The following is a 20444-nucleotide window of genomic DNA, read 5'->3' as shown; positions in this document are numbered from 1 at the left end:
GTGACGAATGTGGAAAAGTAACCGTTTGCTATTGGTTTATTGGTAGGTTTATCGTGTAAACGAAATTGCTTAACAGTTTAACCTCATTAATTGGTTAACTGGTTAAATCGGTTAATTGTAACGAAAACCGACTCCAGACTAGTGACTAGACTCCAGACGCTAACCGCCAAACCTAACCCTGGCTTGCCAGCAGATACAATACTGCCATCCGGATGGCAACGCCGTTTTCTACCTGCTCCAGGATAATGGATTGTTTACTGTCAGCTACATCGCTGGTAATCTCCACACCTCTGTTAATCGGGCCTGGGTGCATTACGATAATTTCTTTATCGAGGTTATCTAAGATCTGTTTATTTAAGCCATACATCATGGCATACTCTCTTAGCGAAGGGAAATATTTAATATCCTGGCGCTCCAGCTGAATGCGTAGCATGTTGGCTACATCGCACCAGTTTAGGGCTTTAATCAGGTTATGTTCTACTTTTACATCCAGCTGGCGAATGTGTTTAGGAATTAGCGTGGTAGGGCCGCATACCATTACCTCGGCGCCTAAACGCTGTAAGCAAAGGATGTTGGAAATGGCTACGCGTGAGTGCAGGATATCGCCCACAATGACTACTTTTTTGCCTGCCACATCACCCAGTTTCTGGCGGATAGAGAAAGCATCAAGCAAAGCTTGTGTAGGGTGCTCGTGTGCACCATCACCTGCATTTACAATCTGGGCTTTAACGTGTTTGCTTAAAAACTGACCGGCACCTGCGTAAGGATGACGCATTACCACCATATCTACCTTCATAGATAGAATGTTGTTTACCGTATCAATCAGGGTTTCGCCTTTGCTTACCGACGAAGATGAAGCAGCAAAATTAACTACATCGGCCGAAAGTCTTTTTTCTGCAAGCTCGAAAGAAAGCTTGGTTCGGGTAGAGTTTTCGAAAAAAATGTTGGCAATAGTAATATCACGAAGTGAAGGGACCTTTTTAATGGGCCTGTTTATCACTTCCTTAAAATTATCTGCAGTTTCGAAAATCAATTCGATATCATTCCGGTTAATATCTTTAATGCCTAAAAGATGTCGGGTTGATAATTTTTCTGCTGCCATTTTTTATTTATTGTTTTTCCGATAATAAAACTACTTTGTCTTCACTTCCTTCGCTTGTCCAGGTTACTTTTACCTGTTGCGAATTGAGGCTGTCTACCTGATGGCCAATATAATCGGGCTCGATTGGTAAATGCCTGCTGAACCTGCGGTCGATTAAAACCAAAAGTTCTACTTTTTCTGGGCGGCCATAAGCTAACAGCGCATCAAGTGCTGCCCTGATGGTTCTGCCGGTCCAAAGTACGTCATCAATTAAGATTACTTTTTTGCCTTCGATAATAAAATCGATAGAATTGCTGCTTGCGGTAACCAGTCCGTCTTTACGGCGAAAATCATCCCTGAAGAAAGTAATATCAAGGTTACCCTTTAGTATTTTCTTGTTTTTAAGGATGGTTTGTAATTCCTGGTGAATACGGTCGGCCAAAAAGATACCCCTCGGCTGAATGCCAATTAAAACGGTATTCGAGAAATCGTCGTGGTTTTCAATTAACTGATGGCATAGCCTCTTAATTGTAATCTGAATTTTTTGTCCGTCAAGAAGTGTTTTCTTTTGCATTGAAGAAGGATTGGGCAAATATATAAAAATGTTTTAAGGTTGTAAAGCCGGATGCTGATTGTTTTAGCTTTCGTTTGCTAAATTATTAAGTTTCAGTTATTATCAATTGCAATATTTTATACTCACTGTTGCTGATATTGGTCAATCAGTTCGAGTAGCTTGCTGTTTATCTCTTTTACCACTTCAAAATTGCCATTGCCAATTTCTTTGCCATCAATTACACCCACGGGCCAGGCATTTTTGGTCGAGCTGCTAATAAAGGCCTCTTTTGCAGTGTACAATTCTTCGAGCTGAAAATCTCGTTCAACTATTTTGTAGCCTTCAATTTCGAGACTTAAAATTTTGCTCCGCGTAATTCCTTTTAAAATTTCAGTTTTAGGCGTAACGATATGGTGGTCGGTTACAATAAAGAAATTTGCCCTGGGGCACTCCCTGATGAGGCCGTTATTGTGGTACAATAAATCTTCTGCACCACTGTTTTTAACAAAAGATTGCAGCCTGATGGCCTGCAGATAATCGATTGTTTTAACCATGGGCAACTGGCGCTGGTGGTTGTAGGTAAGCAGTTTCAAGGGGTTTTTAAAAGGATCAGGATTAACCTCTAATGGTGTTTGCGTAATAACCAGGTTGGGTTTGCTCATGGTATAGCCATCGTCAGCAAAACCACCGGTTAAAATTATTTTGATACCGGAGTTGGGGATATTGTTTTTCTCCATTAGCTGGTTTATGCTTTCGCGCAGTTTCGAGCGGTCAAAACCCACTTCCATATTCATTTCCTCTGCCGAATGGTAAAAGCGGTCGAAATAATTGTCGATAAAAATTGGCTTATGATTTATCGTTTTAAGGAAATCGAAAATACCAAAACCCCTTTGTACAGATAAGTCGGAGACTGAAATACTGGCCTCTTCTGCCGGATACAATTTGTTGTTTATAGAAATATACATCGCACTGCTTATATTGAATAAGATATTTAAAATTAAACTTTAATTACTAAACTTTCGGCAGAAATACACGTTAATAATACAAAAGCCTGATTTTTATACCGACGTTAATTGTTAATTTTAACCATGTTTAACAAACCCATAATCTTTTTTGATGGTGTGTGTAACCTTTGCAATGCATCGGTTCAGTTTGTTATTGCGCACGATAAAAATGATCAGTTTTGTTTTACAGCTATTCAGGGCGAATTGGCCAAAGAAGTACTTCCAAAATTTAATGTCGATCTAACTCAACTCAATACTGTGTTACTTTTAGAAGAAGGGAAATTGTATACCAAATCTTCTGCAGCATTAAGAATTGCCAAAAAATTAAATGGGGCCTGGCCATTGCTTTATGGTTTTATTATCATCCCTAAGTTTGTACGAGACTGGTTTTATAATATCGTAGCCCAAAACCGATACAAGTGGTGGGGCAAAGAAGAAAGCTGTTGGGTACCAACGCCCGACTTAAAAAGTAAATTTTATTCGTAGTTGCTACTGGCCACTATTCTTTTTGCGTGGCGACCAAAGCCACAACGAGAGAATAATTAAAGGAATGCAGATGCTTAATGCAATTACAATCATGATTGCTTTTTGTTTAATCATGTCTGGCTCAGTAGATGTAAATACATATACCGCTTCTTTAATGGCAAAAAGTGTAATAAGGGTGCAGATTACAGCAAATACTTTCCTCATGGTTTGAATTTGAATGCAAATATTGCATTTATTTTTAAAATTATGCATGAATTCTCCAGAGTCGTGTACCACATGCGGTCAAGATTTAAGATCGAGATCAATATTTATCGAATTAAAAGACCCTGAAATAAATTCAGGATGACATAACACAAAACAAAAAAGTCAGCCGGAAAGCTCCAAACTGACTCTATTTAAACCAAATAAACCAAAAATTACTCTGCCGTTTTTACTGGAGCTAAATTTTTTAATTCCGCTTCGGTAAATAAGCGGTAATGTATTTTAAATGTTTTTTGAAGTGGGGTTTCTAATGAAAAGCCACCCACACCAAAACCGTCGAGCACATCGAGTGTAAAGTGCGAAAACTGCCAGTATTCGAAAAGGTCGCGGTCTACCCAAAATTCGCAAGCCTCTACTTCTCCAAGACAAACATCATTCATCCGCAAATAATACCCCCCTTTTTCGAAACATTGTGGCTGTGTACCTTCACAACAACCACCCGCCTGGTAAAACATCAGTTCACCATATTTTTCTTTAAGTATTGCAATTAGTTCCTTTGCTTTTGTTGTACTTTCAATCCGATTGATCATGATAGCTTTTGGGGTAAAATTCTCTAGAGTAAAAATTACGGCAGATCCAGTTATAAACCTGCCGCAATCAAATTAACCAACGGTGAGATTTAATGTTTTCGCTAAAAGAAACCTAGTTTATTTTTATCGTAAGAAATAAGCATGTTTTTACTCTGGCGGTAATGGCCTAGCATCATTTTGTGGTTTTCGCGACCTACACCCGATTGCTTGTAGCCCCGAAAGGCGCGCCTGCAGGGTAGGCATGATATTGGTTTACCCAAACACGGCCTGCCTGAATGGCTCTCGGTACCTGATAAAGTTCGTGCGCATCGCGGGTCCAAACGCCGGCGCCGAGACCATATAAGGTATCGTTTGCGAGCTCAATGGCTTCCTCAACAGTTTTAAAAGTTGTAACAGCCAGCACCGGCCCAAAAATTTCTTCCTGGAAAATCCGCATTTTGTTGTGGCCCTTAAAAATGGTGGGTTTAATGTAGTAACCACCACCTAAGTCGCCGCTTAACTCATTTACTTCACCTCCGGTTAATACCTCAGCACCTTCTTCCTTACCTAGTTTAATGTATGCTGCAATCTTTTCGTATTGTATTTTCGAAGCCTGTGCGCCCATCATTACAGTACGATCTAATGGACTACCAATTTTAATGGCCTTTGTACGCTCAATTACTTTGGCGATAAATTTTTCATAAATATCTTCCTGTACCAGCAAACGGGAAGGGCAGGTACAGATTTCGCCCTGATTTAAAGCGAACATTACCGCACCTTCAATAGCTTTATCTAAAAAGGCATCATCTTCGGCCATTACCGAACTGAAGAAGATATTGGGCGATTTACCACCCAATTCTAAGGTAACCGGGATGATATTTTCAGTTGCATACTGCATTACCAGGCGTCCGGTTGGGGTAGAGCCTGTAAAGGCAGCTTTGGATACTTTTGGATTGGTAACCAGCGCACGGCCAAGTTCTGCACCAAAACCGTTTACTACATTAACTACCCCTGGAGGCAGTAAATCGCCTATCAGCTCCATTAATATCATAATCGATACCGGTGTACTTTCGGCAGGTTTTAAAACCACGCAATTACCGGCAGCAAGGGCAGGAGCGAGTTTCCAGATTCCCATTAACAGCGGGAAATTCCATGGGATAATTTGTGCTACCACACCAATGGGCTCGTGCACAATTAAGGATACAGTATTATGATCTAACTCGGAAAGTGAACCTTCTTCTGCGCGGATTACACCGGCAAAATACCTGAAATGATCGATACCCAGGGGTAAATCAGCAGCCAGGGTTTCGCGCACGGCTTTACCGTTATCAATCGTTTCAACTGTTGCCAGGTATTCAAGATTATCTTCCATCCGCTGGGCAATTTTATTGAGTATAATGCTCCTTTCGGTTGAAGAGGTTTTGCTCCAGGTTTTAAATGCTTCATGTGCAGCATCAACAGCAAGGGCTAAATCTTCTTTGGTAGAATGTGCGGCTTTGGTAAATACTTTTCCATCAATAGGAGAGACATTGTCGAAATATGCACCTTTTACCGGCGCTACAAATTTTCCGCCGATGTAATTATCGTAGTGGGATTTGAATACCGGTTTTTCAATTAAGTTTTCCATAATTATTATTGAATTTTTGTGGTTCGAAAACAACTTTTGGTGTTTTTGAAAAAAAATACCCTTTCTGTTTTCTTTGCGGTTTTAAGATTTGGTTAATACAAACCTACTGGCAATTGTGTGGCGATGATAGTATAATTGCCTCAACCAATAGCATTATTGTTGCAGTGTGGCAAAGCTTGCCGAAATACCTTTATATTTGAGTAGAGTAATGCTCACTAACCAAATCTTTATTGTTATGGCACATGTATTGGATCAGGTAAGTTTAAGTAAAACGGAAAGTTTGCAAACGTTGGTGGAGAATCGTACTTCTTATACCCTAGAGCGTTGCGAGCTAAATGTTTTTGAAACCTATACCGAATCGTACAGAGTTCCCCTTACTTTTAACGATTTTGTGATTACCAGTATGCTTAGGGGCAAAAAGGTAATGCACTTGTTCGATAAAAAAGGATTTGACTACTTTCCGGGCCAAACGGTTATCGTTCCGCCAGCAGTAACCATGAAAATCGATTTTCCTGAAGCCACCAGTGTAAACCCTACCCAGTGTATTGCATTGGCTATAGATCAGGATCAGATTAAGAAAACCATTGCTTATTTAAACGAGTTTTTTCCGAAAGAAGGGAGTAACGAAAAGTGGTTGTTAAATTACGATCAATATCATTTCTACAACAATGAGGAAATTGCTTACCTGATTAACAAAGTGATTCGCATTTGCTCCGAACGTTCAAAGGAAAAAGATATTCTGGCCGATTTAACCCTAAAAGAGCTGTTGGTGAGGATTATGCAGACCCAGAACCTGAATATTTTAAGTAGCGATGCCCATAACCCTAACCATAATCCACTGGCTTTTGTGCTGAACTACATTAAGGCTAATTTAAACGAAAAGATTAACATTAACAGTTTAAGCGATAAGGCCTGCATGAGCAAAGCTACCTTTTACCGCCTGTTTAAACGTGAGTTGGGCATAAGCCCGAACGATTTTATTCTGACTGAAAAAATTAATAAAGCCAAAATCCTTTTATCGCAGCCGGGAGGTAAAGTAGCCTCCATTAGCTACGAACTGGGCTTTAGCGATGCTAATTATTTTATCCGCACGTTTAAAAAGATTGTGGGCATTACTCCAGGTGCTTATCAATTACAGGTGGCCAATCAGTTAATCCATTAAATCATTTAGCTTATCGCTCAGCTGTTTTAAGGGTTTGGCAAAAATACTGTTGTTCATTCGCTTGGTAAGCCAGATAAAAGGAATACCAACCAGTGCCAGCAAGGCCATTTGGATAAAAAAATTAGGTAGGTGAATTACTTGTTCAAAGGTATGGTGTACATATAAGCGGTATGCCAGCAAGCCGATGGGGCCAGCCAATGGCAAAAAGATATACCCGAAAATGGTTTCACCCCGTAAAATCTTTCTTATGGCATTAAAATTATCGGTAAGTACCTGCCTGGCATTGGCATTGTAATCTACGGCCGTTTTAATTTTGTTGAAATCGCGCAGACCGAGGAATCTGCAAATCTCATAGGTAACCACGATGAGCAGTAACAATATTTTTAAATCTCCGCTAACAAATATGGCCAGTGCTAAAAGCGGGAGGTCAATGATTCTGATCCACCTCAATTTCCACCTCAGTTTAAAAATCAGTTCCTGTAAAAGGCTATGCGCTTTTTCATCGATGGTGAGCTTTGAGGTTTCTATCTGGTTGGCTTTTGAGTTAAATTCTACACTCAGGTTTTGCCATTCTTGTTCTAAATTCATATTATTTACCTGCTAAGAGTGTGGTTAATTGTTGTTTAATGCGGTGTAATTTCACGTTGGTATGGTTTCTGGAGATACCCATCATTTCACTTATTTCGGTATTATCGAAACCATCGAGGTGGAGCATTACGATACTACGGTCAATCTCGGTTAATTGTTTAATGCAACGGTATAACCAATCGGCTCGTTCAGATAGTTCGGGTGGTTCAAAATAATGATTGAATGTTTCGCTTGATTTAAGCTGTGTTTGTTTTTGCTGTTTGCTTAAAAAAGAGAGCGATACATTTAAGCTTAGCTTATATAGCCAGGTCGAAAATTGGGCATTGCCTTTAAACCGGGAGTAGGCCTGCCAGCTTTGGAAAACAATTTCCTGGTACAAATCTTTACGGTCTTCCTCATCATCGGCATATAGGTTTACCATTTTATAGATAATGCCTTTATGCGCTTCAAGTTTATCGAGATAAGATTTTGCTATCATACCTTATTTAGCTTGGTCTGCTGGTTTAGCCGTCGATTTAAATGTTTTCTGATATTGGTAGATTCCGATAACCAAAGATATTGCCGCCACAAGCAATAACGGATATTTTAAAAAGTAGGGTAAATTGGTGCAGCTTACTACACAAATTAAAAATGCTGTTGTTCCGAGTTTTGAGGTTTTGGTTTCCATATTGCTTCAATAACTGATTAATTAATTTTGAACAGTTAGTAAGCAATAGCCTCAAAAAATTACAGCCAATTAAAATTAATTTGCAAGGTACCTTTTCGAATAGGTAATGCCCATCAAATCGTAGCGCCTAAACTGCGCTTTTAAGCGTTTTTGGAAATCAGGATAATTGCGTTTTTCTTTCGGGCTCCACAAAACTTCACTTAAAGCATCCAGTCGGGGGAAAAGCTGGTACTGTACTTTAGCCGGGTTGGTAATATATTCACTCCACAAACAACCCTGTGCACCCCAAATGTATTTAGCCTGTTCGGTGTTTAATTCTGCTGGTACAGGTTCGTAGTTGTAAACATCTGCAAGGAGTGATGGTGTACTCGCGGTTAAACTATCTTCTTTTACAAACTGACCGTGATTAAAGTACATTTTGTTTTCAGGGGTCATAATGGCTTTATGGTTTTGCATTGCGGCCTCAATACCACCTTTTTCGCCCTGCCAGCTCATTACCACTGCATTTGGGGCCAGACCACCCTGTAAAATCTCGTTCCAGCCAATAATGGTTTTGCCTTTGCTGTTAACAAATTTTTCCATCCTGCGGATGAAATAACTTTGTAATTCACTCTCATTTTTCAAACCATTGGCTTTCATTACCTGTTGGGAGGCTGTCGATTGCTTCCACCATACTTTCGAGGCTTCATCGCCACCAATGTGAATATAAGGGGAGGGGAATAAGGCCATTACCTCTGTTAAAACATTTTCTAAAAACTTAAAGGTTGTATCAGAAGCCTGTAATACATTATTGTATTTATTCATCATACCCCAGGTTTCGGCCACTGCGTATTTTTTATTAGGTTCGGTACCTAATTCGGGATAAGCCGCTAATAAAGCCATGCTGTGTGCCGGCATTTCAATTTCAGGTATAATGGTAACGTAACGTTTTGCGGCGTAATCAACCACCTCTTTAATCTGTTCCTGGGTGTAAAAGCCACCATGGCGAATGCCATCGGTCTTAATTACTGCATCTTTTGGCGTAATTTTAATTTCGTTGGGCAACACCTGGTATTTAATATTTTCGTTGCCTTTTCCGGGCCATAAACCAATAATGCTGCCATTGCGCCATGCTCCGATTTCGGTTAGTTTAGGATATTTTTTGATTTCAATCCTCCAGCCATGGTCATCTGTTAAATGCCAGTGGAAGTAATTCATTTTATGCAGGGCTAAATAATCAATGTACTGCTTAATAAAGGCTACATCAAAAAAATGGCGACTCACATCCAAATGCATGCCGCGGTAATCGAAGCGGGGATGGTCGGCAATTACAAGTGAAGGAACAGCGATTTGCTGGCTTGCTGTGGCTGGCAGAAGCTGAAGAAGTGATTGGATGCCATAAAATACCCCGGTTTTGATGTGCCAATAATGGCTAAATTTTGATCAGAGGCTATAAGGCTGTATGCGTCATCAAATTCGCTGATTCTTGTATTGGATATCAGTTTTATAAAGTTTCCGCCAGGGGTAACGTTAGTGATATTTAGTTTTAGTTTATAGTATTTTTGAAGATAATCGTTAAGAAAATCAGCCGAAGGAGTTAATGCAGAGTCGATAACTACAATCTGAGTTTTTGCGTCGATTATAAAAGGTTTCTGAGTTTTTTTTATATCCAGGTAGGCTGGCTGTGGAATGATATTCACTTCCTGTGCCGAAATTTTGAACGAAATAAGGATCAGAAACAAAAAGATAATTTTTCTCATACTGAAAAGGCTAGGTTACGCCTTTCAAAAGTAGTAATAATAGGAGGGATGTACGAGATAAGTATGGAAGAACGGAGTATTTGTTACATAAACACGATAATCGTGAAATCCTTTTTTTGTGGCATCATTAAATATGCTGTCATGTTTCGTGCCAACCATTGAAAGATTCCATTAGAGTGGTCGTCATCTCGACTGTAGCGCAGCGAAATGGAGAGATCTATCCACAAAGATTTCTCGACTTCGTTGCACTCCGCTCGAAATGACGGTAACTCGATGGGGCAAAAAAAATCCCGATAACTTTCGCTATCGGGATTTAATTTATCAGTTAAAAAGAACTAGCCTTTTTTAGCTTTGCTTTCTTCGCCTTCTAATTGCGATTTCAATTGAGCCAATACGTCTAAGTCTCCTAAAGTAGATTTCTCTACAGAATCTTTAACTTTTTTAACCGCAGTTACAGCAGCTTTAGCTTCTTTTTTCTTAGTTGCTCTTTCTTCAGCAACAGCTTCAGCTTTAACCTCTTCCCAGATACGGGCATGAGATACTACGATACGTTTTGCTTCTTTGTTGAATTCAATGATTTTGAAGTCATTGGTTTCTTCAGCTTTAACTGAAGTACCATCTTCTTTAACCATGTGTTTAGTTGGTACGAAACCTTCTACACCATATGGTAAAGCAATAACAGCACCTTTATCAGTTACTTTAACAACAGTACCCTGGTGAACCGAATCTAAAGTGAAGATCGTTTCGAAAGTATCCCAAGGGTTTTCTTCTAATTGTTTGTGACCTAAGCTTAATTTACGGTTATCAACGTCTAATTCTAAAACAACTACGTCTAATACATCACCAACTTTAGTGAATTCGTTAGGGTGGTTAACTTTTTTAGACCATGATAAGTCAGAAATGTGGATTAAACCATCGATACCTTCTTCGATTTCAACAAATACACCGAAGTTAGTCATGTTTTTAACAGTTGCTTTGTGCTTGCTTCCTACTGGGAATTTAGCAGCAACTTCTTGCCATGGATCGTTAGATAATTGTTTAATACCTAAGCTCATTTTGCGCTCGTCTCTGTCTAAAGTTAAAACTTCAGCTTCGATCTCGTCACCAACTTTTAAGAACTCTTGTGGGTTTCTTAAGTTTTGCGACCAGCTCATTTCAGAAACGTGGATTAAACCTTCAACACCTGGGATGATTTCTAAGAAAGCACCGTAATCTGCAACAGTTACGATTTTTCCTTTTACTTTAGAACCAACTTGAATGTCAGCGCTTAAGTTTTCCCAAGGGTGTGGAGTTAATTGTTTCAAGCCTAAAGCGATACGTTTTTTCTCATCATCGAAATCTAAAACAACCACGTTGATTTTTTCATCTAATGATAATACTTCTTTCGGATGCTCTATGCGGCCCCAAGAAATGTCAGTAATGTGAAGTAAACCATCAACACCACCTAAATCGATGAACACACCGAAATCAGTAATATTTTTAACAGTACCTTCTAATACCTGACCTTTTTCTAATTTAGAAACGATTTCTACTTTTTGTGATTCTAAATCGTCTTCGATTAACACTTTATGAGAAACTACTACGTTTTTAAACTCATGGTTAATTTTAACAACTTTGAATTCCATTGTTTTACCCACGTATACATCGTAATCGCGGATAGGTTTAATATCAATTTGAGATCCTGGTAAGAAAGCCTCAACGCCCATAATGTCAACAATTAAACCACCTTTAGTACGGCTCTTAACGAAACCATTGATGATTCTATCATTTTCAAGCGCCTCGTTAATTGCTTCCCATGATCTTTGGGTTTTAGCTCTTTTGCGAGAAAGGATCAATTGACCGTTAGCATCTTCTGGTGCTTCAACGAATACGTCAACTGAATCGCCGATTTTTAGATCTGGTGTATCACGGAACTCAGAAGTAGAAACTAAACCGTCTGATTTGAAACCTACGTTTAATACTACATCTTTGTTGTTGATTGAAACAACGATACCGCTGATGATTTCACCTTTAGTGATCTGGTTGAATGTTCCGGCATACATATCTTCAAACTTTTTACGGTCTGCTTCATTGTAGTTACCAAAAACTTTTTCATCTGCATCCCAGTCGAAATCTTCGCTTGGTGTTGCTAATGATGATTTGATTGATTCGATCGAAACTAAATCAGCTTCTGATTCAATCGTTTCTTTTTCAGTCAGGCGTCCGCCTTCTCCCTGAAGTTCAGCTGTTTTAGCTGCTAATTCTTTTTCTGCTACTTGTTTTTTAGCCATTAATTAATTATCTCCTTTTTTCCCTATTTAGGGACTGCAAAGGTAATACTTTTTTTAATTATGGAAAAGTTTTTTTTAATAAATATGGCTGATTTTAAGCTGTTTAAGAATTAACTAAACCATAACAGACCTTTTTAATCCAAAACAATCGCTTAACTACCGACGCCATGATCCGGCGGTTATCGGATTTATTTCAGCATCTTAGGCAATTTTTTAAAAAATTCAAACAAATTATTAGCCAATTATTTGAAAATGAACGTGCAGCAATAATCGGTAAGTGTAGTCCCGCTATCGCTTATAGTCCTCTCCCGATGAAATATCGGGATGCGGGCTATCCCGCTCTATCGGGTTTACAAACGATGGGTTGTGCATAAATTTCCATCAAGCAAATAAGAAAAATGTTATTTGCTACCCGTGATTCGTCCCTTTGGGACGGTACAAGAAAATACAGCAAATTTTAACAGTTCGTCCCAGAGGGACGAATCACGGGTAGTAGCAACGCGTGTGCGGGGATATGTTTTTTCGTTCCGTAGGAACGTTTGATGATTCCGGATTTATTTCTTGGTAAACGTCCCTCTCGTAAAACCCTCACCAATCAAAGTTTGTTCATCCCTGATTAATAGCATAATGGTGTTTTGCTGGTCGTATAATTTAATCATATCGCCATCAATCACATATTTAGAGGTGAAAATAGAATCGTTGTAAGCATCGCTCACAGTAACAGAATCTTTCGATTTAAAATTGAAAGATTTATACTGAATGTCTTCGCCACTGGCAAATGTGCCCGTAACTACTTTTTCTGCTACAAATGTGATGTAGCAAAAATAGCCCACCACTAAAATAACAATTACTGAGAAGCCAATAATGAATTTGTTGCCGCTGGCATACTTAAATGAAAAGTATAAAATAGCAAACAAAATAACCGCCACCACGGCGATAAAAATAACACCCGAATAATCTTTGCTCGATTGCGGTACAGAGGCTGCAATTGTAGGTTTTTGTGTTGCAGCTTTTACAGGAGAAACCCGAATCAAAAATTCTTTACTTACCCATCCTTCGCCATTGGTAACTTTTATTTTGTAGAAACTTGTATTAGAAGAATCGATAACGGCCACATTTTCATCTTTAGGCAGGTAGCCAACAATTTTGCTTTTGGCATCAGCCTTTTCGCGTACACGTAAATCATCGGCTGTTACCCGATACATATCGTCACTACCTGGAGCTGTTTGTGTTTGTGTATTTGGCGTCGGAGTATTGGTAGCAGGTGTGGCAGGTTTTGCTGCAGGGGCTATTTTCTCTAAAAAGTCTTTGCTTGCCCAGCCCTCACCATTTTTTAATTTTACCTTGTAAAACTTTGCGTCGCTGGCATCTAAAACGGCAATATTTTCGTTTTTTGGAATAAAGCCAACAATCTTGCTTTTCGCATCTTTACTTTCCCTAACCCTTAATTTATCAGCGGTAACACGGTACATGTCTTGTGCATTAACCGTAAGCGAGAGCATAAAAAAGGCAAAAAACAGGAATAAGGTTCTGGTCATAGGTATGGGGTTGCGCAAAGCAGTTTAATAAAAAAATATGGCAACGACATTGACAGCAAACATCGTGCTAAGTGCTCCAAAATTAGGAAATACTTTTAATACGTTAAGATAAGAATTAAAAAAGGTGGCTACAGTCTTTAGCTGTAAAACCACCCTTATTTTATAATCAGGTATTGTAAAAATTACTCTTTTAAAATTTTTGCCAGTACTTTATCCAGTTTAGCCTTGTCTTTCATGTAAGGCTCAAGGTCGTAAAGTTGTACCGATTTAAAGTGAATCGGGTGGCTCTCGCTTTGTAAAGAAATGTAACCTGAGGTTAATGGTTTGCCATCAACTTTAGCTTTGGGATCATAATTAGAAACACTGCCACCACCAATTTGCGGTTTAGTGTATTCTAGAACTACCTCACCACCTATAATGTGTTTAATTACCGAATCGCCTAAAACTAAAAACTCTGCGGTTACCCACTGGTCGCCGGCATAGGTTTTCGATTTAGAATCTAAACAATGTGGGGTAAATAATTTACCATTATAATTAATTAAGGTGCCTGGTGTACAAACATTGCTGGTATGACGTTCGTGTTCGCCGTCGCCGCCCAAAATTTGTCCTTCAATAGAGATTGGGAAATCCTGGTTTTTTAACATTGTTGCCGGATCCTGGCAGTGCAACATAGCGCCACTGTTTCTAAATGCCCATCCAGGACCACCTTTTACCTGTTCGCCAACAAAACGGTAGGTTACTTTTAGAAGATAAGCCGAAAAAGGTTTTTTGTAAAAAATATGGCCGTATTGATCGTCAAATTCTTTATAACCATCATAACCTACTTTCATTAAGCCATCTTCAACACGGAAAGTATTGGCATAATTTTCTTTGTAATCGTGTTTAGAAATTTTAACGTTCCAGTCTTTTAAGTCTTTTCCGTTGAAAAGATTAATCCAGCCTTTTTGGGCATTGGCACATAACGTTGCAGTAACTAAAAATAATGCCGTTAGGCACATTGATCTTAATTTCATATTTGCATTTGGGTTAGGTGCTAAAAATATGAATTTTTTTCCAATGTATTCAGTTGGCAATTCAGTTTGCAACTGGATTAGGACTATCGATAAATGAACCATTTAACCACTGATGCACGGATTAACACAGAAATTATTTTTTCCAATGTATTCAGTTGGCAATTCAGTTTTCAATTGGATTAAGGCTATTGACTAAATAACAGTAAACAGTTAGCATTTATCAGTTGGAATTGGCTATTGATAAATGAACTATTTAGCCACAGATGCACGGATTAACATAGAGAATGTTTTTTCCAAAGTATTCAGCTGGCAATTATTAGTTTACAGTTAAATCAGGCTATTGGCTATCGACTAATAACCTATAAAACCACAACGTTAACTAATGAGCCAAAAAGGGTTCCACATGGTATAGCGCGAAGGTAAGTTGCTCTTCTTGTGTTAAATCAGTATTGTCTAAAATGATAGCATCTTCTGCTCTAATCAGCGGACTTTCTTTCCGGGTGGTATCGGCATAATCGCGGTGGGCCAGGTTTTCAAAAACTTCTTCCAAAGTGGTATAGTTGTTGCCTTTGCTCTCCAGCTCTTTAAAGCGGCGTTCGGCTCTTATTTTTGGATCGGCTGTCATGAAGAATTTAACCGATGCATGTGGGAAAACGGTAGTGCCGATATCGCGGCCATCCATCACAATGTTTTTCGATTTGCCCATGCGCTGCTGTTGTTTTACCATTTCATGGCGTACAATTTTGTGGGCAGAAACTTCGCTAACATTTTCTGAAACTGGCATTAAACGGATTTCTTCAGAAACTTCTTCGCCGTTCAGGGTAATATGCGATTCGTAATCGCGCGAATGGAAATTTAGTTCAATATGTTGTAAAGCATCTTCAACTTTGGCATCGTTGGTAATATCAATGTGATTACGCAAAAAATATAGGGTAACGGCACGGTACATTGCCCCGCTATCTACATAAATGAAACCTAATTTTTTAGCCAATGCCTTTGCCAGGGTGCTTTTTCCGCAAGATGAATAGCCATCAATAGCTATAACCAAGTTTTTATTCATTCTGTTACAAAGGTAAAAAAAGCCAATGGGTTTGCTAACTTTTTTTAAATCGATATTCTTTATATTTTTGCCGCATGTTACCTAGCAGAGAAGAAATTTTACGATCAGCCATTTTTAAAACGTCACGTAGCGGAGGTAAAGGTGGGCAAAATGTAAATAAGGTTTCGAGTAAGGTAGAGCTGGTATTTAATGTAGAAACCTTTGAGTATTTTACTGATGAGGAAAAGACTTTGCTTAAAGAAAAGCTGCAAAACCGTCTTGATAGTGAAGGATTGTTGCATATTGTTTCGCAGGAGGATAGAAGCCAGCTGCTCAATAAAGAGAAAACGATTGCAAAACTGATCGATTTGCTGAAAAAGGCACTGATTGTTCAGAAAAAAAGAAAGCCAACCAAAATTCCTAAGGGTGTCATCGAGAAAAGGTTGAAAAATAAAGCTCTTACTGCAAATCGGAAGGAAAGCCGTAAAAAACCTTCAATAGATTAATCAGGGTCTGATTTCAATTTTAGTCCCAATTTTTACGGTAGCATATAGCTCATCAACTTCACTATTGGTTAATGCGATACAGCCATTGGTCCAGTCAAAAAATCTTTGAAATTTGCCGATAAAACCGAAATTGTTTCTGATGCCATGTATTTTAATATCGCCACCTACGGGTTTTCCCAAAAGTTTTGCATGCGTAATATCTTTTGAGTTTGGGTAAGAAACCCCAAGGTTTTTGTGGTAGCCGCTAAATGCATTTTTGGCGTTGATGGTGTACAGGCCTTCTGGCGTTTTTTCATCACCTTCATACGCTTTATGTCCAAGCGGACTATCGCCTAATGAAATTTGATACGTTTTAATCAGTTTGCGTTCTGAATAAGCCAATAATTTCCGGTCTGATTTTTTAACAACGATATAATCGATTTCGGCATTTAAAGGTAATTTCTTTTCAGGATATAAATAGTAAATTACAGCACAGGCAATAAACAACAAAACGGTAAAAAGGATTACTTTTTTCATGTTTTCAAATGGCAATTTGCCTTTTAGGCGTTTTAATCAGGTAATGGATAGCCGGCAACAATAAAACAATCTGGCAATTCAGCAATAAATTAGCTCTTCCCAAACCTATAGTACAAGCTTAAACCTCCGTAATTTTGCGCTTTTGCTACACTTTTAACTTCTTTGGTTTTAAAAATGATATTGAAATCGGCAGTAAACCTTCTTGAACTGTAGTTTACCCCAAACTGTTGTTCAAAAACAATGGGTTTAACACCAAAAGTTAATGGACTATTGTCTTTAAACATACTTCCTTGAATGGTAGCATCGTAAGCCACAAAATTGAGTTGCGGTTTAACGTAAAAGAAAAACTCTGAGTTGTTTAAGCTTTTGGTTTTAGAATTTCCAATTACAGCGTTATGGTAGGCGCTATTAAATAACTGATTTAATTTACCAGCCCTGAATAATACCGAAGCACCCAGGCCAGAAAAAGTTGTACCTAAATTGGCATAACCCTGAGCGCTGATATCGGCAATCGGATCTTCGGGTCTGAAAATTAGCTTGCTGTAATTTGCTGCTAAATTTACAGCTACTTCATTTTTAATCTGGTAATCCCAACCAGCCGGAGTGTAAAAACCAACCGTTTTATGTAAAAAACGTTGAGCCGTTTGTGCTAGCGAATTAGGGCCTACTGTACCCAGCTCTACACTGGTTTTTAAAACACTTTCGTTTTTATAAAATACCGAATAGGCCGCACCTGCGTATAAATAACCGGCAAATGGACGGTCCTGATCCTCTTTGTTTGGTACCTGCCCCCAGTAAGGTGTATACATTTTTTGCCCGGCAGAAATTTCGTAGGTTTTTTTCTCTATTTTATCCGATAGCTTTTCGGTGTTTAAAGCCCTGCGGAAATAAATAAATAGCCCATTGGTGTAATAACGGTCGTTTAAAGTAGCCAGATAGGCATCATTTTCGGTTTTAAAACCAAATTCATTCTTAAATGATTGTGCAAAACCGGTTGATACAACCAAACAAAAAACTAAAGCAGCTAAAAGTGATTTCATAAAAAAGTCCCGATGATTATCGGGACTATAAAAGTATTTATTGTAATTGGATTTTTAATCGTTCTCTGTCAAAAGATTATAAATTAGTTTACAATCGGTGCAACTTTAACACTTAAATCCAAAGGTTTTTTCACCTTGTTTTTTGTTAAGGCCAAATCAATCACTTCGCTCATTTCGCTTACGTAGTGGAATTTTAGGTCCTTGATATAGCTTTCCTTAATCTCTAAAATATCTTTGCGATTGCTTTTGCAAAGGATAATTTCTTTGATGTTTGCTCTTTTTGCAGCCAGGATTTTTTCTTTAATACCCCCCACAGGAAGGACTTTTCCACGTAAAGTAATTTCGCCGGTCATGGCCAGGTGTTGTTTAACTTTGCGTTGGGTAAAGGCCGAAGTTAATGCCGTAAGCATAGTTACACCAGCCGAAGGACCATCCTTTGGCGTAGCGCCGGCAGGCACGTGCACGTGTACATCCCAATTATCAAATAAGGTATACTCAATGCCAAATTCTGCAGCATGTGCGCGTAGGTAAGCCAGGGCAATTACAGCCGATTCTTTCATTACATCGCCAAGGTTACCGGTTAAGGTAAGTTTGCCTTTTCCGGGACTTAAGCTCGATTCGATAAATAAAATATCACCTCCAACGCTTGTCCAGGCCAGACCTGTAACCACACCAGCTACTTCGTTGCCTTCGTATAAATCCTTATCATAAATCGGCGCACCTAAAATACGCTCTACATCTTCTGGATTTAAGTTCGCATCGTAAGTTTCTTCCATGGCAATTTTTGTAGCCACACCACGAACCAGTGAACCTATTTTTTTCTCCAAGCCACGCACACCCGATTCTCTGGTGTAATCTTCAATCACCTTCTCAATCAGCGCAGGTTTAAGGGTAATATCTTTGGTTTGTAAGCCATGATTTTCTTTCTGCTTAGGCAAAAGGTATTTTTTGGCGATTTCAATTTTCTCCTCAATAGTATAACCATTTACTTCAATAATCTCCATACGATCTAACAAAGCAGGCTGTATGGTGCTCAAAGAGTTTGCTGTAGCAATAAAAAGGATGTTCGATAAATCGTAATCCATTTCTACATAATGATCGTAGAAAGCATTGTTTTGTTCAGGATCTAAAACCTCAAGTAAAGCCGACGATGGATCACCACGATGGTCGGTTCCCACCTTATCGATCTCATCCAATACGAATACTGGATTATCTGCACCTGCTTTTTTGATAGAAGAAATAATACGTCCAGGCATAGCACCAATATAGGTTTTACGGTGACCGCGGATTTCAGCTTCATCGCGGATACCACCCAACGCCATACGTACGTATTTACGGCCTAAAGCTTTTGCAATCGATTTGCCCAATGATGTTTTACCAACTCCCGGAGGACCAACTAAACATAAAATAGGGGCCTTCATATTTTGTTTTAGTTTCAGTACAGCAAGGTATTCGATAATACGCTGCTTCACTTTTTCTAAACCAAAGTGATCTTTATCCAGGATACGCTGTGCTCTTTTCAGATCGAAATTATCTTTGGTAAACTCGCTCCATGGCAAATCCAAAAGGAGTTCTAAATAATTTAACTGTACCGAATAATCTGGTGCGGCAGGGTTCATTCTACCCAGCTTGTCTAATTCTTTGTCAAAATGTGCAGCGACAGCTTTGGTCCATTTTTTCTTTTTAGCCCTTTCTTGTAAAGCATCAAATTCTAAATCGGCAGAGTTACCACCCAATTCTTCCTGAATGGTTTTTAATTGCTGATTTAAGAAATAATCGCGTTGTTGCTTATCTAAATCGGTACGTACTTTCGATTGGATCTGGTTTCTCAGTTCCAGCATCTGCAGCTCTACCATTAAAAGCTCCATCACTTTTTGTGCTCTTTCCTGCAGTTTGTCCATTTCCAGGATTTTCTGCTTATCGGCCATTTCGGCATTCATGTTTGATGAAATGAAATTGATCAAAAATGAATTGCTTTCGATGTTTTTAAGCGCAATACTGGCTTCGCTCGGAATATTTGGCGAAAGCTGAATAATTTGTGCCGACATCTCGCGTATAGACGCAATAAGGGTTTTAAACTCCTTGTCTGCTTTATGCTTCTGCTCTTCGAATTTTTTAACAACAGCTTTAATGTAAGGCTCGTTCTGGACCTCTTCAATTAAGCTGAAACGTTGCTTGCCCTGTATAATTACGGTGGTGTTACCATCGGGCATTTGCAACAATTTAATGATGTTTGCAACGGTACCAACAGTGTTTAGCTGCTCAAAAGTCGGGTCTTCTATCGATACGTCTTTTTGAGAAACTACGCCAATAATTTTGTTTCCCTTGTAAGCTTCTTTAATTAGTTTAATCGATTTATCTCTTCCAACTGTAATCGGAATCACTACTCCTGGAAATAAAACGGTGTTTCGCAAAGGCAATATGGCCAACGTTTCGGGCGTTTCCTCATTGTTCATTTCCTCCTCGTCTTGTTGAGACATTAGGGGAAAAAACTCTGTATCTTCATTGATTATTGGCATAGCTGTATGGAAATCAAATATATCTTGTTTACTCATTATCACATTTTCCGCTAACGACAAACTGGCAGCTTGATCGTATTCACTTTGTTTAATTTTTATATTAAGTTAACAATTTCAACTCTTGTGCCAAAGTAAAAATTATATTAATGTTATGTTAAAAAGGCAGGGCAATTTAAATATTTCCCTCAATATCATATAATGTATTTTTTTGCGTTTAAGCTAATGTTTGGTCACTTTGTGCCTGAACAAAAGAAATTAAAACTTTTAAATTATCAGAATAGGATTATATTGCAAAAAATTTCTCCTATATATTGTATTGGGCGTTA

Annotated in this window: 20 protein-coding genes; 3 read left to right on the top strand and 17 right to left on the bottom strand. The window is 38.7% G+C overall.

From position 1 onward, the window contains the following. Window positions 1-172 precede the first annotated feature (172 nt). From G7074_RS03510 to G7074_RS03500, 3 genes are all read right to left on the bottom strand, one after another. Window positions 173-1102: an aspartate carbamoyltransferase catalytic subunit gene (locus G7074_RS03510; protein WP_166207017.1), complete on the bottom strand. Its 930-nt coding sequence runs from the start codon at window positions 1100-1102 to the stop codon at window positions 173-175. A gap of 7 nt (window positions 1103-1109) precedes the next feature. Next, window positions 1110-1655: a bifunctional pyr operon transcriptional regulator/uracil phosphoribosyltransferase PyrR gene (pyrR, locus tag G7074_RS03505; protein WP_124562171.1), complete on the bottom strand. Its 546-nt coding sequence runs from the start codon at window positions 1653-1655 to the stop codon at window positions 1110-1112. Between the two features lie 122 nt (window positions 1656-1777). Further along, window positions 1778-2599, bottom strand: coding sequence for an aminotransferase class IV (locus G7074_RS03500; RefSeq protein ID WP_124562170.1), 822 nt, complete (start codon window positions 2597-2599; stop codon window positions 1778-1780). A gap of 123 nt (window positions 2600-2722) precedes the next feature. Between G7074_RS03500 and G7074_RS03495 the strand changes: the two genes are divergently transcribed. Then, window positions 2723-3124 carry a thiol-disulfide oxidoreductase DCC family protein gene (locus G7074_RS03495; RefSeq protein ID WP_166207014.1) on the top strand — a complete coding sequence of 134 codons (402 nt, stop codon included), beginning with the start codon at window positions 2723-2725 and terminating at the stop codon, window positions 3122-3124. A gap of 3 nt (window positions 3125-3127) precedes the next feature. Here G7074_RS03495 and G7074_RS03490 read toward each other — a convergent pair whose 3' ends face one another. The 3 genes from G7074_RS03490 to G7074_RS03480 form a co-directional block, all read right to left on the bottom strand. Beyond that, entirely contained in the window at window positions 3128-3328 is a 201-nt protein-coding gene (locus tag G7074_RS03490; RefSeq protein ID WP_124562168.1) for a hypothetical protein, read from the bottom strand. Between the two features lie 212 nt (window positions 3329-3540). Then, window positions 3541-3915, bottom strand: coding sequence for a DUF779 domain-containing protein (locus G7074_RS03485; protein WP_124562167.1), 375 nt, complete (start codon window positions 3913-3915; stop codon window positions 3541-3543). Between the two features lie 193 nt (window positions 3916-4108). Continuing rightward, window positions 4109-5521, bottom strand: coding sequence for an aldehyde dehydrogenase family protein (locus G7074_RS03480; protein WP_304622166.1), 1413 nt, complete (start codon window positions 5519-5521; stop codon window positions 4109-4111). A gap of 235 nt (window positions 5522-5756) precedes the next feature. Here G7074_RS03480 and G7074_RS03475 point away from each other — a divergent pair, with 235 nt between their 5' ends. Continuing rightward, window positions 5757-6683 carry an AraC family transcriptional regulator gene (locus G7074_RS03475; protein WP_124562165.1) on the top strand — a complete coding sequence of 309 codons (927 nt, stop codon included), beginning with the start codon at window positions 5757-5759 and terminating at the stop codon, window positions 6681-6683. On the opposite strand, the gene G7074_RS03470 is transcribed toward G7074_RS03475, so the two are convergent. The 8 genes from G7074_RS03470 to cmk form a co-directional block, all read right to left on the bottom strand. Continuing rightward, a complete protein-coding gene (locus tag G7074_RS03470; RefSeq protein WP_166207011.1) occupies window positions 6672-7271 on the bottom strand; it encodes a hypothetical protein in 600 nt (199 codons plus the stop codon). The genes G7074_RS03475 and G7074_RS03470 overlap by 12 nt on opposite strands. Before the next feature lies 1 nt (window position 7272). Then, complete coding sequence (locus G7074_RS03465; RefSeq protein WP_124562163.1) at window positions 7273-7749, bottom strand: RNA polymerase sigma factor; 477 nt, start codon at window positions 7747-7749, stop codon at window positions 7273-7275. Window positions 7750-8013: 264 nt separating this feature from the next. Continuing rightward, window positions 8014-9213 carry a beta-N-acetylhexosaminidase gene (locus G7074_RS03460; protein WP_240916462.1) on the bottom strand — a complete coding sequence of 400 codons (1200 nt, stop codon included), beginning with the start codon at window positions 9211-9213 and terminating at the stop codon, window positions 8014-8016. Window positions 9214-9245: 32 nt separating this feature from the next. Next, window positions 9246-9677 carry a glycoside hydrolase family 20 zincin-like fold domain-containing protein gene (locus G7074_RS26990; RefSeq protein ID WP_240916461.1) on the bottom strand — a complete coding sequence of 144 codons (432 nt, stop codon included), beginning with the start codon at window positions 9675-9677 and terminating at the stop codon, window positions 9246-9248. A gap of 335 nt (window positions 9678-10012) precedes the next feature. Beyond that, window positions 10013-11947, bottom strand: coding sequence for a 30S ribosomal protein S1 (rpsA, locus tag G7074_RS03455; RefSeq protein WP_124562161.1), 1935 nt, complete (start codon window positions 11945-11947; stop codon window positions 10013-10015). Window positions 11948-12501: 554 nt separating this feature from the next. After that, window positions 12502-13485 (bottom strand): SH3 domain-containing protein, encoded by a 984-nt coding sequence (locus G7074_RS03450; protein ID WP_124562160.1) that lies wholly within the window; start codon window positions 13483-13485, stop codon window positions 12502-12504. 182 nt (window positions 13486-13667) lie between these two features. Then, window positions 13668-14498 (bottom strand): DUF1080 domain-containing protein, encoded by an 831-nt coding sequence (locus G7074_RS03445; RefSeq protein WP_124562159.1) that lies wholly within the window; start codon window positions 14496-14498, stop codon window positions 13668-13670. A gap of 379 nt (window positions 14499-14877) precedes the next feature. Then, window positions 14878-15558, bottom strand: coding sequence for a (d)CMP kinase (gene cmk / locus G7074_RS03440; protein ID WP_166207009.1), 681 nt, complete (start codon window positions 15556-15558; stop codon window positions 14878-14880). 74 nt (window positions 15559-15632) lie between these two features. Here cmk and arfB point away from each other — a divergent pair, with 74 nt between their 5' ends. Then, window positions 15633-16043, top strand: a complete 411-nt coding sequence (arfB, locus tag G7074_RS03435) for an alternative ribosome rescue aminoacyl-tRNA hydrolase ArfB (protein WP_124562157.1) — start codon at window positions 15633-15635, stop codon at window positions 16041-16043. Here the strand turns inward: arfB and G7074_RS03430 are convergent, their stop codons facing one another. The 3 genes from G7074_RS03430 to lon all read right to left on the bottom strand — a co-directional run bounded on the left by G7074_RS03430 (window position 16044) and on the right by lon (window position 20154). Continuing rightward, window positions 16044-16559 carry a murein L,D-transpeptidase family protein gene (locus tag G7074_RS03430; RefSeq protein ID WP_166207006.1) on the bottom strand — a complete coding sequence of 172 codons (516 nt, stop codon included), beginning with the start codon at window positions 16557-16559 and terminating at the stop codon, window positions 16044-16046. Between the two features lie 89 nt (window positions 16560-16648). Next, complete coding sequence (locus tag G7074_RS03425; protein ID WP_166207003.1) at window positions 16649-17599, bottom strand: lipid A deacylase LpxR family protein; 951 nt, start codon at window positions 17597-17599, stop codon at window positions 16649-16651. 83 nt (window positions 17600-17682) lie between these two features. Continuing rightward, a complete protein-coding gene (gene lon, locus G7074_RS03420) occupies window positions 17683-20154 on the bottom strand; it encodes an endopeptidase La (protein ID WP_124562155.1) in 2472 nt (823 codons plus the stop codon). Window positions 20155-20444 lie beyond the last annotated feature (290 nt).

Source organism: Pedobacter sp. HDW13, from assembly GCF_011303555.1.
Lineage (GTDB): Bacteria > Bacteroidota > Bacteroidia > Sphingobacteriales > Sphingobacteriaceae > Pedobacter.
The sequence above is the reverse complement of the archived record's forward strand: the minus strand, read 5'-3'. Positions and strand labels throughout refer to the sequence as shown.

Coding starts and splice junctions, on each gene's coding strand:
- G7074_RS03510 (WP_166207017.1), bottom strand. CDS start 1,102: ATGGCAGCAGAAAAATTATCAACCCGACATCTTTTAGGCATTAAAGAT.
- pyrR (WP_124562171.1), bottom strand. CDS start 1,655: ATGCAAAAGAAAACACTTCTTGACGGACAAAAAATTCAGATTACAATT.
- G7074_RS03500 (WP_124562170.1), bottom strand. CDS start 2,599: ATGTATATTTCTATAAACAACAAATTGTATCCGGCAGAAGAGGCCAGT.
- G7074_RS03495 (WP_166207014.1), top strand. CDS start 2,723: ATGTTTAACAAACCCATAATCTTTTTTGATGGTGTGTGTAACCTTTGC.
- G7074_RS03490 (WP_124562168.1), bottom strand. CDS start 3,328: ATGAGGAAAGTATTTGCTGTAATCTGCACCCTTATTACACTTTTTGCC.
- G7074_RS03485 (WP_124562167.1), bottom strand. CDS start 3,915: ATGATCAATCGGATTGAAAGTACAACAAAAGCAAAGGAACTAATTGCA.
- G7074_RS03480 (WP_304622166.1), bottom strand. CDS start 5,521: ATGGAAAACTTAATTGAAAAACCGGTATTCAAATCCCACTACGATAAT.
- G7074_RS03475 (WP_124562165.1), top strand. CDS start 5,757: ATGGCACATGTATTGGATCAGGTAAGTTTAAGTAAAACGGAAAGTTTG.
- G7074_RS03470 (WP_166207011.1), bottom strand. CDS start 7,271: ATGAATTTAGAACAAGAATGGCAAAACCTGAGTGTAGAATTTAACTCA.
- G7074_RS03465 (WP_124562163.1), bottom strand. CDS start 7,749: ATGATAGCAAAATCTTATCTCGATAAACTTGAAGCGCATAAAGGCATT.
- G7074_RS03460 (WP_240916462.1), bottom strand. CDS start 9,213: ATGCATTTGGATGTGAGTCGCCATTTTTTTGATGTAGCCTTTATTAAG.
- G7074_RS26990 (WP_240916461.1), bottom strand. CDS start 9,677: ATGAGAAAAATTATCTTTTTGTTTCTGATCCTTATTTCGTTCAAAATT.
- rpsA (WP_124562161.1), bottom strand. CDS start 11,947: ATGGCTAAAAAACAAGTAGCAGAAAAAGAATTAGCAGCTAAAACAGCT.
- G7074_RS03450 (WP_124562160.1), bottom strand. CDS start 13,485: ATGACCAGAACCTTATTCCTGTTTTTTGCCTTTTTTATGCTCTCGCTT.
- G7074_RS03445 (WP_124562159.1), bottom strand. CDS start 14,498: ATGAAATTAAGATCAATGTGCCTAACGGCATTATTTTTAGTTACTGCA.
- cmk (WP_166207009.1), bottom strand. CDS start 15,558: ATGAATAAAAACTTGGTTATAGCTATTGATGGCTATTCATCTTGCGGA.
- arfB (WP_124562157.1), top strand. CDS start 15,633: ATGTTACCTAGCAGAGAAGAAATTTTACGATCAGCCATTTTTAAAACG.
- G7074_RS03430 (WP_166207006.1), bottom strand. CDS start 16,559: ATGAAAAAAGTAATCCTTTTTACCGTTTTGTTGTTTATTGCCTGTGCT.
- G7074_RS03425 (WP_166207003.1), bottom strand. CDS start 17,599: ATGAAATCACTTTTAGCTGCTTTAGTTTTTTGTTTGGTTGTATCAACC.
- lon (WP_124562155.1), bottom strand. CDS start 20,154: ATGAGTAAACAAGATATATTTGATTTCCATACAGCTATGCCAATAATC.